We start from the raw sequence: 15728 nt of genomic DNA on the forward strand, positions 1-15728 counted from the left end.
ATTTATACAGTGTTTTTTCTTTCTCTGGCAATCCTCTCTATCGCCCCTTGAAACCTGTGGAATTGACACCATATAGGCGGCAGGAGCGCGAGTCGGTATCGCGCCGGTTTTTTCGAGAGGAGAAAGGCATGGCTGACGAACAGACCCTGGATACGCAGAATCCCGAGGCGCAGGCGGCAGAAGCTGTGGCGCCTGGTGACGACCTGGCTGCTCGCGTGCAAACGCTGGAAGAGCAACTGTCTACTGCGCAGGATCAGTCGCTGCGCATGGCTGCCGATCTGCAGAACGTGCGTCGTCGCGCCGAGCAGGACGTAGAGAAGGCACACAAGTTCGCGCTGGAAAAATTCGCCGGTGACCTGCTGCCGGTCATCGACAGCCTGGAGCGCGGCCTGGAGCTGTCCAGCCCTGACGATGTATCGATCAAGGCCGTGCGTGAGGGTATGCAACTGACCCTCAAGCTGTTCCACGACACCCTGGCTCGCTACAACCTGGAAGCCATCGACCCGCATGGTGCGCCGTTCAACCCGGAGCACCACCAGGCCATGGCCATGGAAGAAAGCGTTCATGCCGAGCCGAATTCGGTGCTCAAGGTGTTCCAGAAGGGCTATCTGCTCAACGGTCGTCTGCTGCGTCCGGCCATGGTCGTGGTCAGCAAGGCGCCAATGACGCCGCCGCCGAGTATCGACGAGCAGGCTTGAAATAAGCCGAAACGACCCCATTTTTAAGTCAAGCGTTTTAGTGCTGCCGGCGCCTGAGAAACGAGGCGACGGAAAAATCAAAGTTTCGGGAGAACATTCATGGGCAAAATTATCGGTATCGACCTGGGGACCACCAACTCCTGTGTCTCCATTTTGGAAAATGGCAACGTCAAGGTAATCGAGAACGCCGAAGGCGCGCGTACCACGCCGTCCATCATCGCTTACGCCAACGATGGCGAGATCCTCGTTGGCCAGTCGGCCAAGCGTCAGGCGGTGACCAACCCGCACAACACCCTGTATGCGGTGAAGCGTCTGATCGGTCGTCGTTTCGACGAAGAAGTCGTGCAGAAAGACATTCAGATGGTGCCGTACAAGATTGCCAAGGCGGACAACGGTGACGCCTGGGTTGAAGTGAACGGCCAGAAGATGGCGCCGCCGCAAATCTCGGCTGAAATTCTCAAGAAGATGAAGAAGACCGCCGAAGATTATCTCGGCGAGCCGGTCACCGAAGCGGTCATCACCGTTCCGGCCTACTTCAATGACAGCCAGCGTCAAGCAACCAAGGATGCCGGCCGCATTGCTGGTCTGGACGTGAAGCGCATCATCAACGAGCCGACTGCGGCTGCGCTGGCCTATGGTATGGACAAGGCCAAGGGCGACCACACCGTGATCGTCTATGACCTGGGCGGCGGTACCTTCGACGTGTCGGTGATCGAGATCGCCGAAGTCGACGGTGAGCATCAGTTCGAAGTGCTGGCCACCAACGGTGACACCTTCCTCGGCGGTGAAGACTTCGATATTCGTCTGATCGACTACCTCGTCGACGAATTCAAGAAAGAAACCGGCATGAACCTCAAGGGCGACCCGCTGGCCATGCAGCGCCTCAAGGAAGCTGCCGAGAAGGCCAAGATCGAGCTGTCCTCGAGCCAGCAGACCGACGTCAACCTGCCGTACATCACTGCAGACGCTAGCGGTCCGAAACACCTGAACGTGAAGATTTCCCGTTCCAAGCTGGAGTCGCTGGTCGAGGATCTGGTGCAGCGCACCATCGAGCCTTGCCGCATTGCGCTGAAAGATGCTGGTGTCGATGTAGGTTCTATCAACGATGTGATCCTGGTCGGCGGCCAGACCCGCATGCCGCTGGTGCAGAAGCTGGTGACCGAGTTCTTCGGCAAGGAAGCGCGCAAGGATGTGAATCCGGACGAAGCCGTTGCCATGGGTGCTGCCATTCAGGGCGCCGTTCTGGCAGGTGACGTCAAGGACGTGCTGCTGCTCGACGTATCCCCGCTGACCCTGGGTATCGAAACCATGGGTGGCGTGATGACTGCGTTGATCGAGAAGAACACCACCATCCCGACCAAGAAATCGCAGGTGTTCTCGACCGCCGACGACAACCAAAGCGCCGTGACCATTCACGTGCTGCAGGGTGAGCGTAAGCAGGCCGGCCAGAACAAGTCCCTGGGCAAGTTCGACCTGGCTGAGATTCCGCCGGCTCCGCGTGGCGTGCCGCAAATCGAAGTGACCTTCGATATCGATGCCAACGGTATCCTGCACGTGTCCGCCAAGGACAAGGCCACTGGCAAGCAGCAGTCCATCGTGATCAAGGCCAACTCCGGTCTGTCCGATGACGAAATCGAGCGTATGGTGCGTGACGCCGAGGCCAACGCCGAGGAAGACCGCAAGTTCGAAGAGCTGGCCACCGCGCGTAACCAGGGTGATCAGCTGGTGCATGCCACCCGCAAGATGCTCACCGAGGCGGGCGACAAGGCCACTGCCGACGAGAAGGCGGCCATCGAGAAAGCCATTGGCGAACTGGAAGTGGCCGTGAAGGGCGACGATAAAGCGGCAATCGAAGCCAAGATGAACGCGCTTTCCGAAGCCACCACGCCGCTGGCGCAGAAAATGTACGCCGAACAGCCGCAAGGTGGTGCAGCGCAGGCTGACGCCGGTGACGCCAAGGATGCCGGTGACGACGTGGTCGACGCTGAGTTCGAAGAGGTCAAGGAGAACAAGTAAGGGATGCGGCCTGCTCAGCGGGCCGCCTCTTCTTTACGCTCCACCGTCGCTCGCGACGGGCAGGATTCGCCGCGCGGGAGCCTTCTCCCGCGTCGGCGTATCTGGAGCTCACGAATCTGAGAGTGCAGCACAACTATGGCAAAACGTGACTATTACGAGATCCTGGGGGTCGAGCGCGGCGCTAGTGAAGCCGAGCTGAAGAAGGCCTACCGGCGCCTGGCGATGAAATATCACCCGGACCGCAACCCGGACGACAAAGACGCCGAAGAGAAATTCAAGGAGGCCAACGAGGCCTACGAAGTGCTTTCTGACGCAGCCAAGCGTTCGGCCTACGACCAATACGGCCATGCCGGGGTCGATCCGCAAATGGGCGGCGCTGGCGGGGCTGGCTTCGGCGGCGCCAACTTCTCCGATATTTTCGGCGACGTGTTCAGCGACTTCTTTGGCGGTGCTCGCGGCGGTTCGCGTGGCGGCGCCCAGCGTGGCTCGGATCTGCGCTACACCCTTGAGCTGGATCTGGAGGAAGCGGTGCGCGGTACCACCGTGACCATCCGCGTGCCGACCCTGGTCGGTTGCAAGACCTGCGATGGCTCGGGTGCGAAGAAGGGCACCAGTCCGGTCACCTGTACCACCTGCGGCGGCATCGGCCAGGTGCGCATGCAGCAGGGCTTCTTCTCGGTGCAGCAGACCTGCCCGCGCTGCCATGGCAGCGGCAAGATGATCACCGACCCTTGTGGCAGCTGCCATGGTCAAGGTCGTGTGGAAGAAAGCAAGACGCTGTCGGTCAAGGTGCCGCCAGGTGTCGACACCGGTGATCGCATTCGCCTGTCCGGCGAAGGTGAGGCCGGTACGCATGGCGGTCCGGCCGGTGACCTGTATGTGGTGGTCAACGTCCGTGAGCATGCGATCTTCCAGCGTGACGGCAAGCACCTGTACTGCGAAGTGCCGATCAGCTTTGCCGATGCGGCGCTGGGTGGCGAGCTGGAGGTGCCGACCCTCGATGGTCGGGTCAAGCTGAAGATTCCGGAAGGCACCCAGACCGGCAAGCTGTTCCGTCTGCGTGGTAAGGGTGTTGCGCCTGTTCGTGGTGGTGCGGCTGGCGACCTGATGTGCCGTGTCGCGGTGGAAACGCCCGTCAACCTGAACAAGCGTCAGCGCGAACTGCTCGATGAGTTCCGCAAGTCGCTGCAAGGTGACGACTCCCACTCGCCCAAGGCCAGTGGCTGGTTCGAGGGCGTGAAGCGCTTCTTCGGTGACGTTTAATTGAGCGTCAAGCGGCAAACCACAAGCGGCAAGAGGGTATTGCGCTTGGCTTGCCGCTTGAGGTCTGCAGCTTGGAGCTGATGTATGCAACGTATTGCAGTGATGGGCGCCGCCGGGCGTATGGGCAAGACCCTGATCGAGGTCGTGAGTCAGGCCGAGGGTGCGAAGCTCAGTGCCGCCATCGACCGTGCCGATAGCAGCCTGATCGGCGCCGATGCCGGCGAGCTGGTCGGCCTGGGCAAGATTGGTGTGACCCTGGCGGGCGACCTGAGTGCGGTGGTCGATGATTTCGATGTGCTGATCGACTTCACTCACCCGTCGGTGACGCTGAAGAACCTGGAAGTCTGCCGCAAGGCGGGCAAGGCCATGGTCATCGGCACCACCGGCTTCAGCGTGGAAGAGAAACAGCAACTGAGCGAAGCGGCCAAGCAGATTCCTATCGTCTTTGCCGCCAACTTCAGCGTTGGCGTCAACCTGTGCCTGAAATTGCTGGATACCGCTGCCCGCGTGCTGGGTGATGACGTGGATATCGAGATCATCGAAGCTCACCACCGGCATAAGGTCGATGCGCCGTCTGGTACGGCGCTGCGCATGGGTGAAGTAATTGCTGATGCCCTGGGGCGTGACCTGCAGAAGGTCGCTGTCTACGGTCGCGAAGGTCAGACCGGCGCGCGTGAGCGTGAAACCATTGGCTTCGCCACCGTGCGTGCCGGTGACGTGGTGGGTGATCACACCGTGCTGTTCGCTGCCGATGGCGAGCGTGTGGAGATCACTCACAAGGCCTCTAGCCGCATGACCTTCGCCAAGGGCGCGGTACGTTCGGCGCTATGGTTGCAGCAGCGTTCGCCTGCTCTGTACGACATGCAGGACGTATTGGACCTGCGTTGACGCAAATGTGCGACTGAGGCGTCTTATCGGGTGGACCGAAAAAGGGTTTTCCTGTAAGCTTCCTGTTTTAGTGTGTCCACTAAAAGTTACGCAGAATGGCTCAAATAAAAAAGCGGGATGACCTTCACACGTCATCCCGCTTTTTTACAACCTGCGTTTGCTTCAAGCCTTGATCGAGACGGAGGTCTTCTTGACTAAGCCAGCCCCCAAACCTGCCATTTTGGCCCTTGCTGACGGCAGCATTTTTCGCGGCGATTCCATCGGGGCCGATGGCCAGACGATTGGAGAGGTGGTGTTCAACACCGCCATGACCGGCTATCAGGAAATCCTTACCGATCCATCCTATGCCCAGCAGATCGTTACCCTGACTTACCCGCACATCGGCAATACCGGTACTACCCCGGAGGACGCCGAGTCCAATCGCGTATGGGCCGCTGGCCTGATCATTCGCGATCTGCCGCTGATTTCCAGCAACTGGCGCGACAAGCAGCCGCTGGACGAGTACCTGAAAGAGAATGGTACCGTCGCCATCGCCGGTATCGATACTCGCCGTCTGACCCGCATCCTGCGCGAGAAGGGTTCGCAAAACGGTTGCATCCTGGTCGGTGACGACGCCACCGAAGAAAAGGCACTGGAGCTGGCACGCGGCTTCCCTGGCCTGAAGGGCATGGACCTGGCCAAGGTGGTCAGCTGCACCGAGCGCTACGAGTGGCGCGAAAGCACCTGGAACCTGCAGACCGACAGCCACCCGGAAATCCCGGCCAGCGAGCTGCCTTATCACGTGGTCGCCTACGACTACGGCGTTAAGCTGAACATCCTGCGCATGCTGGTCGAGCGTGGCTGCCGCCTGACCGTGGTGCCTGCGCAAACCCCGGCCAGCGACGTGCTGGCGCTCAATCCCGATGGCGTGTTTCTGTCCAACGGCCCTGGTGACCCCGAGCCGTGCGACTACGCGATCCAGGCGATCAAGGACGTGCTGGAAACCGACATCCCGGTATTCGGCATCTGCCTCGGCCACCAGCTGCTGGCCCTGGCCTCCGGCGCCAAGACCCTGAAAATGGGCCACGGCCACCACGGTGCCAACCACCCGGTGCAGGATCTGGACAGCGGTGTGGTGATGATCACCAGTCAGAACCACGGTTTTGCCGTGGACGAGAGCAGCCTGCCGGGCAACCTGCGCGCGATCCACAAGTCGCTGTTCGATGGCACCCTGCAGGGCATCGAGCGCACTGACAAGGACGCCTTCAGCTTCCAGGGTCACCCCGAAGCGAGCCCAGGCCCGCATGATGTGGCGCCGCTGTTCGACCGCTTCATCGAAGCCATGGCCAAGCGCCGTTAAGCCCCGCCGACTGACCCAAGGATTCGAGTAACCGCTATGCCAAAACGTACAGATATCAAAAGCATCCTGATCCTCGGCGCCGGCCCCATCGTCATCGGCCAGGCCTGCGAGTTCGACTACTCCGGCGCCCAGGCCTGCAAGGCGCTGAAGGAAGAAGGTTTCCGCGTCATCCTGGTGAACTCCAACCCAGCCACCATCATGACCGACCCGTCGATGGCTGACGCCACCTACATCGAACCGATCAAGTGGGCCACCGTGGCCAAGATCATCGAGAAGGAGCGCCCCGACGCCCTGCTGCCGACCATGGGTGGCCAGACCGCGCTGAACTGCGCGCTGGACCTGGAGCGCCATGGCGTGCTGGAGAAATTCGGCGTCGAGATGATCGGTGCCAACGCCGATACCATCGATAAGGCTGAAGACCGTTCGCGCTTCGACAAGGCGATGAAGGACATCGGCCTGGCCTGCCCGGTATCCGGCATCGCCCACAGCATGGAAGATGCCTACGGCGTACTGGAGAAGGTCGGCTTCCCGTGCATCATCCGTCCGTCCTTCACCATGGGCGGCACCGGTGGTGGTATCGCCTACAACCGTGAAGAGTTCGAAGAAATCTGCGCCCGCGGTCTCGACCTGTCGCCGACCAGCGAACTGCTGATCGACGAGTCGCTGATCGGCTGGAAGGAATACGAGATGGAGGTGGTCCGCGACAAGAAGGACAACTGCATCATCGTCTGCTCCATCGAGAACTTCGACCCGATGGGCGTGCACACCGGTGACTCGATCACCGTCGCGCCGGCCCAGACCCTGACCGACAAGGAATACCAGATCCTGCGTAACGCCTCGCTGGCGGTACTGCGCGAGATCGGCGTGGAAACCGGCGGCTCCAACGTGCAGTTCGGCATCTGCCCGAACACTGGCCGCATGGTCGTGATCGAGATGAACCCGCGCGTATCGCGCAGCTCGGCGCTGGCTTCCAAGGCCACCGGCTTCCCGATCGCCAAGATCGCCGCCAAGCTGGCTGTCGGCTACACCCTCGATGAGCTGTCTAATGACATCACCGGTGGTCGCACCCCGGCTTCGTTCGAACCGGCCATCGACTACGTGGTGACCAAGGTGCCGCGCTTCGCCTTCGAGAAATTCCCGAAAGCCGATGCCCGCCTGACCACTCAGATGAAGTCCGTGGGTGAAGTCATGGCCATCGGCCGTACCTTCCAGGAGTCCATGCAGAAAGCCCTGCGTGGCCTGGAAGTCGGCGTTGCCGGCTTCGATCCGAAGCTCGACCTGAACGATCCGGAGGCTGAAAGCACTCTGCGTCGCGAGTTGACCGTGCCTAGCGCCGACCGCATCTGGTACGTGGCCGATGCTTTCCGCGCCGGCAAGACCGTTGCCGAAGTGTTCGAGCTGACCCGTATCGACGAGTGGTTCCTGGTGCAGATCGAAGATCTGATCAAGGACGAGGCCACCGTGGAGACCCTGGGTCTGTCGGCCATCGACCGTGACCTGATGTTCAAGCTCAAGCGCAAGGGCTTCTCCGATGCGCGCCTGGCCAAGCTGCTCGGTGTTTCCGAGAAGAGCCTGCGCGCCCATCGCCACAAGTTGAAAGTGCTGCCGGTGTACAAGCGCGTGGACACCTGCGCCGCCGAGTTCGCCACTGACACCGCCTACATGTATTCGACCTACGAGGAAGAGTGCGAGGCCAACCCGAGCAGCCGTGACAAGATCATGATTCTCGGCGGCGGCCCCAACCGTATTGGTCAGGGCATCGAGTTCGACTACTGCTGCGTACACGCCGCGCTGGCGATGCGTGAAGACGGTTACGAGACCATCATGGTCAACTGCAACCCGGAAACCGTCTCCACCGACTACGACACCTCCGATCGTCTGTACTTCGAGCCGGTGACCCTGGAAGACGTGCTGGAAATCGTCCGCGTCGAGCAGCCCAAAGGCGTGATCGTCCAGTATGGCGGCCAGACTCCGCTGAAGATCTGCCGCGCCCTGGAAGAAGCGGGCGTACCGATCATCGGCACCAGCCCCGAGGCCATCGACCGCGCCGAAGATCGCGAGCGCTTCCAGCAGATGGTGCAGCGCCTGAACCTGCGCCAGCCGGCCAACGCCACTGCGCGCAGCGAAGACGAGGCCCTGGCGCTGTCGAAAAATATCGGTTACCCGATGGTGGTGCGTCCGTCCTACGTACTGGGCGGCCGGGCGATGGAAATCGTCTATCAGGAAGAAGAGCTCAAGCGCTACATGCGCGAAGCCGTCAAGGTCTCGAACGACAGCCCGGTGCTGCTCGATCGCTTCCTCAACTGCGCCATCGAGGTGGACGTGGATGCGGTGTGCGACGGCGAGAGCGTGGTGATCGGCGCGATCATGCAGCACATCGAGCAGGCCGGCGTGCACTCCGGTGACTCCGCTTGCTCGCTGCCGCCTTATTCGCTGCCGATGCATATCCAGGACGAGATCCGCGACCAGGTCAAGAAAATGGCCCTGGAGCTTGGTGTGGTCGGTCTGATGAACGTGCAGATGGCCGTGCAGGGCGAGGACATCTACGTCATCGAGGTCAACCCGCGCGCTTCGCGTACCGTCCCGTTCGTCTCCAAGTGCGTCGGCGAGTCGCTGGCCAAGGTCGCGGCGCGTGTCATGGCCGGCAAGAGCCTGGCCGAAGCTGGTTACAGCAAGGAAATCATCCCGCCGTTCTTCAGCGTTAAGGAAGCTGTGTTCCCCTTCGCCAAGTTCCCGGGTGTCGACCCGATTCTCGGCCCAGAGATGAAGTCCACCGGTGAAGTCATGGGGGTTGGCGACACCTTCGGCGAAGCCTTCGCCAAGGCTCAGTTGGGTGCCAGCGAGATCCTGCCGAACTCCGGTTGCGCGTTCATCAGCGTGCGTGAGGATGACAAGCCGGAAGCCGTTCAGGTGGCCCGCGATCTGGTCAGCCTCGGTTTCGAAGTGGTCGCCACTGCCGGTACCGCCAAGGTGATCGAGGCTGCCGGCCTGCCGGTGCGCCGGGTGAACAAGGTGACCGAGGGTCGTCCGCATGTCGTCGACATGATCAAGAATGACGAAGTGACCCTGATCATCAATACCACCGAGGGGCGTCAGTCTATCGCTGACTCCTACTCGATCCGTCGTAACGCCCTGCAGCACAAGATCTACTGCACCACCACCATCGCGGCTGGTCAGGCGGTCTGTGAAGCGCTCAAATTCGGCCCGGAGAAAACGGTGCGCCGGCTGCAGGATCTGCATGCAGGAATCAAGGCATGATCAAATACCCAATGACCGTCCAGGGCGCTCGCGCCCTGGAAGAAGAGCTGGCGCATCTGACCAAGGTGGTTCGCCCGAAACTCAGTCAGGACATCGGTGAAGCCCGCGAGCTGGGCGACCTCAAGGAAAACGCCGAGTACCACGCCGCGCGCGAGCAGCAGGGCATGGTCGAAGCGCGTGTGCGTGATATCGAAGGCCGTCTGCAGAATGCAGTGGTGATTGATGTCACCACCATCGAGCACACTGGCAAGGTGATCTTCGGTACCACCGTGGAAATCGCCAACGTCGAAACCGATGAAAGCGTGACCTACCAAATCGTCGGTGAGGACGAAGCCGACATCAAGAAGGGCAAGATTTCCGTCGGCTCACCCATCGCCCGTGCCCTGATCGGCAAGAGCGAGGGTGATGTGGTGGCGGTGCAGACCCCTAGTGGCCTGATCGAGTACGAGATTGTCGAAGTCCGCCACATTTAAATCGCATCAACCGTCGCGGGCCGCTGCTGTCAGTTGGCAGTTGGCCCAGGCCCTGTGGGTCGGTGGTTTGTGGTTGTTGCAATTCGTCATCCTGCCGGCTATCGGTCAGGTAGGCCTGGCGCCTCTGCTGGTTGAGGAAATAGCCGCGCGGCTGGCGCCGCTGCTGGTTGGCCTGACGGCCGTATGCGTTGCGCTGCAGGCCATTGCCTTGCTGCGCAGTGACGGACTTTCGAGTCTGTTGCGGGATATGCGTGGGCAATTACTGTTGACCGTTGCGGCCATGGCCCTGAGTTATTTCGTGGCGCTGCATCACTGGCCCGAAGCCGAGTACTGGCTACGTTTCAGCTATCTGGTGATGGCATTCTGCGGGCTGCTGCTGGTGCTGCAGCCGGTTCCAGGTCAATCGCGCGGCGCCTGACGTTAAGTAGGCAGGCGCTGCACGCAGTCGTCAGCCCTGGTAGCGAATCACGTTGGACAGGTTGCGATTCGGCTTGGAGTTCTTGCGATAGAGCAGGGCGACCTTGCCGATCGACTGGACCAGTTCGGCGCGTCCGCTTTCGCACAGGGCCGCGATGACCGCCTGGCGATCCTCGCGTTCGGCGATGCGCAGCTGTACCTTGATCAGTTCGTGATCGTTCAGGGCGCGGTCCAGCTCGGCCAGCACGCCCTCGGTCAAACCATTGTCAGCCACGATCAATACAGGTTTCAGGTGGTGGCCGATAGATTTGAATTGTTTCTTCTGCTCTTGAGTGAGCGGCATAATCGTTAGTACCTAATTCGGTCTGGAAAACGGCGCCTATCTTACCCGAGCCCGCGCAGTTATTCATGACCCGTTGAGTTCGAGGTTTCAGTGGCACGTTCCAAGACCAGCCAGCGTTGGCTGAAAGAACATTTCGACGATCCCTACGTGAAGATGGCGCAGAAGGACGGCTATCGTTCGCGCGCCAGCTACAAGCTGCTGGAAATCCAGGAGAAGGATCGCATCCTGCGTCCCGGCATGACCGTGGTCGACCTCGGTGCGGCGCCAGGCGGCTGGTCGCAGGTCACCAGTCGAGTAATCGGCGACAAAGGGCGCCTGATCGCCTCCGACATTCTGGAGATGGACAGCATTCCCGATGTTACCTTCATTCAGGGTGATTTCACCGATGACGCGGTCTTTGCGCGGATTCTCAAGGCCATCGGGGAAAATCCGGTGGACCTTGTTATTTCCGATATGGCCCCCAATATGAGTGGGGTAAGAACCGCCGATCAGGCGCGCGCGATGTACCTGTGCGAGCTCGCGCTGGATCTGGCGGGGCGGGTTTTGCGTCCTGGCGGTGATTTTCTGATCAAGATTTTCCAGGGTGAAGGTTTCGATGCGTACCACAAGCAGGTGCGTGAAACCTTCGACAAGGTGCAGATGCGCAAGCCTCTGTCCTCACGCGATCGTTCTCGTGAGCAGTATTTGCTGGCACGTGGTTTTCGCGGGTTGTGAGCTGAAACTGGTGACCGCCGAGTCGGTCTCAGTGGCAGAGGCCTCATAAAGGGTTACAGACGGTGCCTGCGGGATGTGGGCGTTTGGTGTAAGTTAGGTCGGTATATCATTGGTCGTCATGGGAAGCCTGCTTCGCCACGAGGCCTGCTTCAGAGGGTAGCTAATTGAACGACATGGCAAAGAATCTGATCCTGTGGCTGATCATCGCGGCGGTGCTGGTTACCGTGATGAACAACTTCTCCAGCCCGAGCGAGCCACAGACCCTGAGCTACTCGCAATTCATCGAGCAGGTGAAGGAAGGGCGTGTCGAGCGCGTGACCGTCGATGGTTACGTGATCACCGGTAAGCGCACCGATGGCGAAGGTTTCAAGACCATTCGTCCGGCGATCCAGGACGGTGGCCTGATTGGCGACCTGATCGACAACAACGTGGTCATCGAAGGCAAGCAGCCTGAGCAGCAGAGCATTTGGACTCAGTTGCTGGTCGCCAGCTTCCCGATTCTGGTGATCATCGCGGTATTCATGTTCTTCATGCGCCAGATGCAGGGCGGTGCAGGTGGCAAAGGCGGGCCGATGAGTTTCGGCAAGTCCAAGGCGCGCCTGCTGTCCGAAGATCAGGTCAAGACCACCTTCGCAGATGTCGCCGGTTGCGACGAAGCCAAGGAAGAAGTCAGCGAACTGGTCGAATTCTTGCGCGATCCGGGCAAATTCCAGCGCCTGGGTGGCCGTATTCCGCGCGGTGTGCTGATGGTCGGCTCGCCGGGTACCGGTAAAACGCTGCTGGCCAAGGCTGTGGCCGGTGAAGCGAAGGTGCCGTTCTTTACTATTTCCGGTTCCGACTTCGTCGAGATGTTCGTCGGTGTCGGCGCCAGCCGTGTGCGTGACATGTTCGACCAGGCCAAGAAGCACGCGCCCTGCATCATCTTCATCGATGAGATCGACGCCGTTGGTCGCCATCGTGGCGCCGGCATGGGCGGTGGCCACGACGAGCGTGAGCAGACCCTCAACCAGTTGCTGGTGGAGATGGACGGCTTCGAAATGAACGATGGCATCATCGTCATCGCTGCCACCAACCGTCCTGACGTGCTCGACCCGGCGCTGCTGCGCCCTGGTCGCTTCGACCGTCAGGTGGTCGTTGGCCTGCCGGATATCCGCGGTCGTGAGCAGATTCTGAAAGTGCACATGCGCAAGGTACCGATGGGGGACGACGTCAACCCGGCGGTGATTGCGCGCGGTACGCCGGGGTTCTCCGGTGCCGACCTGGCCAACCTGGTCAACGAAGCTTCCCTGTTCGCCGCTCGTGCTGGCAAGCGCCTGGTCGAAATGAAGGAATTCGAACTGGCCAAGGACAAGATCATGATGGGCGCCGAGCGCAAGACCATGGTCATGTCCGACAAGGAGAAACTCAACACGGCGTTCCACGAGGCGGGGCACGCCATCGTCGGTCGCCTGGTGCCAGAGCACGACCCGGTCTACAAGGTTTCCATCATCCCGCGCGGTCGTGCGCTGGGTGTGACCATGTTCCTGCCGGAAGAGGATCGTTACAGCCTGAGCAAGCGTGCGCTGACCAGCCAGATCTGCTCGCTGTTCGGGGGCCGTATCGCCGAGGAAATGACCCTTGGCTTCGATGGCGTTACCACCGGCGCCTCGAACGACATCATGCGCGCCACTCAACTGGCCAAGAACATGGTCACCAAGTGGGGCCTGTCGGAGAAGCTTGGTCCGCTGATGTATGCTGAGGAAGAAGGCGAGGTCTTCCTGGGTCGCAGCATGGGCAGTCAGTCCAGCAACGTTTCGGGTGAGACTGCCAAGTTGATCGACGAGGAAGTGCGCCGGATCATTGATGAATGCTACGCCACTGCGAAGCAACTGTTGGTAGACAACCGCGACAAACTCGATGCGATGGCTGAAGCGTTGATGAAGTACGAAACCATCGACGCCGAGCAGATCGACGACATCATGAACGGTCGCGAGCCTCGTGAACCACGCGGCTGGGATGGTGGCGGAGACTCCGGTACTCCGCAGGCCAAGGTCGACGAGCCAGATCGTTCTGAAAAGCCCATCGGTGGGCCGGCGGCCGAGCTCTAAGGTTTCATATGTCTCAAGCGCAACACCCAAGCCGGCTACCCTGTGGTAGCCGGCTTCTTGATTTGTCCCGTCCGCAGGTGATGGGCATCCTCAATGTCACTCCGGATTCTTTCTCCGACGGCGGGCGCTTCACGGCGCGCGATGCTGCATTGCGTCACGCCGAGCAGATGGTCGCCGCCGGTGCGACGCTGATCGATGTCGGCGGTGAATCCACCCGCCCTGGGGCGCGAAGCGTTTCGCCGACCGAGGAGCTGGAGCGCGTCGCGCCGGTGGTCGATGCTATCGCCCGTGAACTCGACGTGATCATTTCCGTGGACACTTCGACGCCTGCAGTCATGCGCGAAAGTGCAAGGCTGGGGGCGGGGCTGATCAATGATGTGCGTTCGTTGCAGCGTGATGGTGCTCTGGACGCTGCAGCAGATACTGGTCTGCCGGTGTGTCTGATGCATATGCGCGGCGAACCTGGTGACATGCAGGATGATCCGCGGTATCCGGACATCGTCATTGAAGTGCGTGATTTTCTTGTCGAACGCATGGTCGCTTGCGCGACAGCCGGTATCCCCGCTGAGCGGATCCTGCTCGATCCGGGCTTTGGATTTGCCAAGACCCTGGAGCACAATCTTGCCCTGTTCAAGCGTATGGGCGAGCTCTCCGACCTTGGGCGGCCCTTGCTGGTCGGTGTGTCGCGCAAGAGCATGATTGGCAAGGTGCTTGGTCACGAAGTTGGCGGGCGCCTGTACGGCAGTCTGGCATTGGCGGCCCTGGCATTGACCAAGGGCGCACATATTTTGCGTGTGCACGACGTCGCCGAAACGGTGGATGTGGTGCGCATGATCGCTGCGGTTGAAGCGGCGCAATAACAAGGAAAGCGTTATGGCTAGAAAATACTTCGGCACTGACGGCATTCGTGGGCGTGTCGGCCAGTTCCCCATCACCCCGGATTTCATGCTCAAGCTCGGTTGGGCCGCCGGCATGGCGTTTCGCAAGCAAGGTAAGTGTCGCATCCTGATCGGTAAGGACACGCGTATTTCCGGCTACATGTTCGAGTCTGCTCTTGAGGCAGGGTTGGCTGCTGCGGGCGCTGACGTGCAGTTGCTCGGGCCGATGCCGACGCCGGCTATCGCTTATCTGACGCGCACCTTCCAGGCCGATGCCGGCATTGTTATCAGCGCCTCGCACAATCCGCATGACGATAACGGCATCAAGTTCTTCTCCAGTGAGGGCACCAAGCTTCCCGATGACGTCGAGCTGATGATCGAAGAGTTGCTCGACCAGCCGATGACCGTGGTGGAGTCGGCTGGTATTGGCAAGGCTTCGCGGATCAACGATGCATCCGGACGCTATATCGAATTCTGCAAGGGCAGCGTGCCCAGTGGCACCAGCTTCAAGGGGCTGAAGATCGTCATCGATTGCGCACATGGTGCGGCCTACAAGGTTGCGCCGAGCGTATTCCGTGAGCTGGGCGCCGAGGTGCGAGTCATTTCGGCGCAGCCCGATGGCCTCAATATCAATGACGGTTGTGGCTCCACGCACATCGCGGCGCTGCAAGCTGAGGTGGTCGCGCAGCGGGCTGATCTGGGTATCGCTTTCGATGGTGACGCTGATCGTGTGCTGATGGTCGATCAGTACGGTGCGGTGGTCGATGGCGATGAACTGCTGTTCATCATCGCGCGCGATCTGCAAGAGCGGGATCGGTTGCGTGGCGGAGTGGTCGGTACGTTGATGAGCAACCTGGGCCTGGAGCTGGCCTTGGCCGAGTTGAACGTTCCGTTCGTGCGCGCCAATGTCGGTGATCGCTACGTGATTGCCGAATTGCAGGGACGAAACTGGCTGCTGGGGGGGGAGAATTCCGGGCATTTGGTGTGCTTCCAGCACACCACTACCGGTGACGCGATCATTGCCGCCTTGCAGGTACTGATGGCGCTCAAGCGCCGTGGTCAGAACCTGGTAGAGGCGCGCAGCGGTCTGAAAAAATGCCCGCAGGTATTGGTCAATGTGCGTTTTTCTGGCGAGGTCGATCCGCTCGAGCATCCTTCGGTGAAAGAGGCCTGTGCACGGGTTACCGAGAGCATGGCTGGGCGTGGTCGAGTGCTGCTGCGTAAGTCCGGTACCGAGCCGCTGGTACGGGTGATGGTCGAAGGCGACGAGGAAAGCACCGTTCGCGGCTATGCCGATGAATTGGCTAAGATTGTTACCGAAGTCTGTGCTTGATTGAGCTTGCTACCGAGGGTG

13 protein-coding genes are annotated in these 15728 nt (G+C 60.6%); 12 read left to right on the plus strand and 1 reads right to left on the minus strand.

Annotated features, from left to right (window positions below):
* The first annotated feature begins 128 nt into the window (after window positions 1–128).
* The 8 genes from grpE (at window position 129) to BM059_RS18910 (ending at window position 10353) form a co-directional block, all read left to right on the plus strand.
* A complete protein-coding gene (gene grpE, locus BM059_RS18875; protein WP_074940917.1) occupies window positions 129–698 on the plus strand; it encodes a nucleotide exchange factor GrpE in 570 nt (189 codons plus the stop codon).
* Between the two features lie 99 nt (window positions 699–797).
* Window positions 798–2714 (plus strand): molecular chaperone DnaK, encoded by a 1917-nt coding sequence (gene dnaK / locus BM059_RS18880; RefSeq protein ID WP_037001563.1) that lies wholly within the window; start codon window positions 798–800, stop codon window positions 2712–2714.
* Window positions 2715–2849: 135 nt separating this feature from the next.
* The gene (gene dnaJ / locus BM059_RS18885; protein WP_074940918.1) at window positions 2850–3977 is read left to right on the plus strand and encodes a molecular chaperone DnaJ; all 1128 of its coding nucleotides are present in this window, start codon (window positions 2850–2852) and stop codon (window positions 3975–3977) included.
* 84 nt (window positions 3978–4061) lie between these two features.
* Window positions 4062–4865: a 4-hydroxy-tetrahydrodipicolinate reductase gene (gene dapB / locus BM059_RS18890; protein ID WP_074940919.1), complete on the plus strand. Its 804-nt coding sequence runs from the start codon at window positions 4062–4064 to the stop codon at window positions 4863–4865.
* 190 nt (window positions 4866–5055) lie between these two features.
* Entirely contained in the window at window positions 5056–6204 is a 1149-nt protein-coding gene (carA, locus tag BM059_RS18895) for a glutamine-hydrolyzing carbamoyl-phosphate synthase small subunit (protein WP_074940920.1), read from the plus strand.
* Window positions 6205–6240: 36 nt separating this feature from the next.
* On the plus strand, window positions 6241–9462 hold the full coding sequence (gene carB / locus BM059_RS18900) for a carbamoyl-phosphate synthase large subunit (RefSeq protein WP_037001558.1): 3222 nt from the start codon (window positions 6241–6243) through the stop codon (window positions 9460–9462).
* Complete coding sequence (gene greA, locus BM059_RS18905; RefSeq protein ID WP_037001556.1) at window positions 9459–9935, plus strand: transcription elongation factor GreA; 477 nt, start codon at window positions 9459–9461, stop codon at window positions 9933–9935. The genes carB and greA overlap by 4 nt, the downstream gene beginning before the upstream one ends.
* Window positions 9913–10353, plus strand: coding sequence for a hypothetical protein (locus BM059_RS18910; protein WP_037001555.1), 441 nt, complete (start codon window positions 9913–9915; stop codon window positions 10351–10353). The genes greA and BM059_RS18910 overlap by 23 nt, the downstream gene beginning before the upstream one ends.
* A gap of 30 nt (window positions 10354–10383) precedes the next feature.
* On the opposite strand, the gene yhbY is transcribed toward BM059_RS18910, so the two are convergent.
* Window positions 10384–10695 (minus strand): ribosome assembly RNA-binding protein YhbY, encoded by a 312-nt coding sequence (yhbY, locus tag BM059_RS18915; protein WP_037001554.1) that lies wholly within the window; start codon window positions 10693–10695, stop codon window positions 10384–10386.
* A 90-nt stretch (window positions 10696–10785) separates the two neighbouring features.
* Between yhbY and rlmE the strand changes: the two genes are divergently transcribed.
* The 4 genes from rlmE to glmM all read left to right on the plus strand — a co-directional run bounded on the left by rlmE (window position 10786) and on the right by glmM (window position 15707).
* The gene (gene rlmE / locus BM059_RS18920; RefSeq protein ID WP_074940921.1) at window positions 10786–11409 is read left to right on the plus strand and encodes a 23S rRNA (uridine(2552)-2'-O)-methyltransferase RlmE; all 624 of its coding nucleotides are present in this window, start codon (window positions 10786–10788) and stop codon (window positions 11407–11409) included.
* A gap of 173 nt (window positions 11410–11582) precedes the next feature.
* Window positions 11583–13496: an ATP-dependent zinc metalloprotease FtsH gene (ftsH, locus tag BM059_RS18925; protein ID WP_074940922.1), complete on the plus strand. Its 1914-nt coding sequence runs from the start codon at window positions 11583–11585 to the stop codon at window positions 13494–13496.
* 8 nt (window positions 13497–13504) lie between these two features.
* The gene (folP, locus tag BM059_RS18930; protein WP_074940923.1) at window positions 13505–14356 is read left to right on the plus strand and encodes a dihydropteroate synthase; all 852 of its coding nucleotides are present in this window, start codon (window positions 13505–13507) and stop codon (window positions 14354–14356) included.
* Window positions 14357–14369: 13 nt separating this feature from the next.
* Entirely contained in the window at window positions 14370–15707 is a 1338-nt protein-coding gene (gene glmM / locus BM059_RS18935) for a phosphoglucosamine mutase (RefSeq protein ID WP_074940924.1), read from the plus strand.
* Window positions 15708–15728 lie beyond the last annotated feature (21 nt).

The sequence above is a fragment of the Ectopseudomonas composti genome (assembly GCF_900115475.1).
Classification (GTDB): Bacteria; Pseudomonadota; Gammaproteobacteria; order Pseudomonadales; family Pseudomonadaceae; genus Aquipseudomonas; species Aquipseudomonas composti.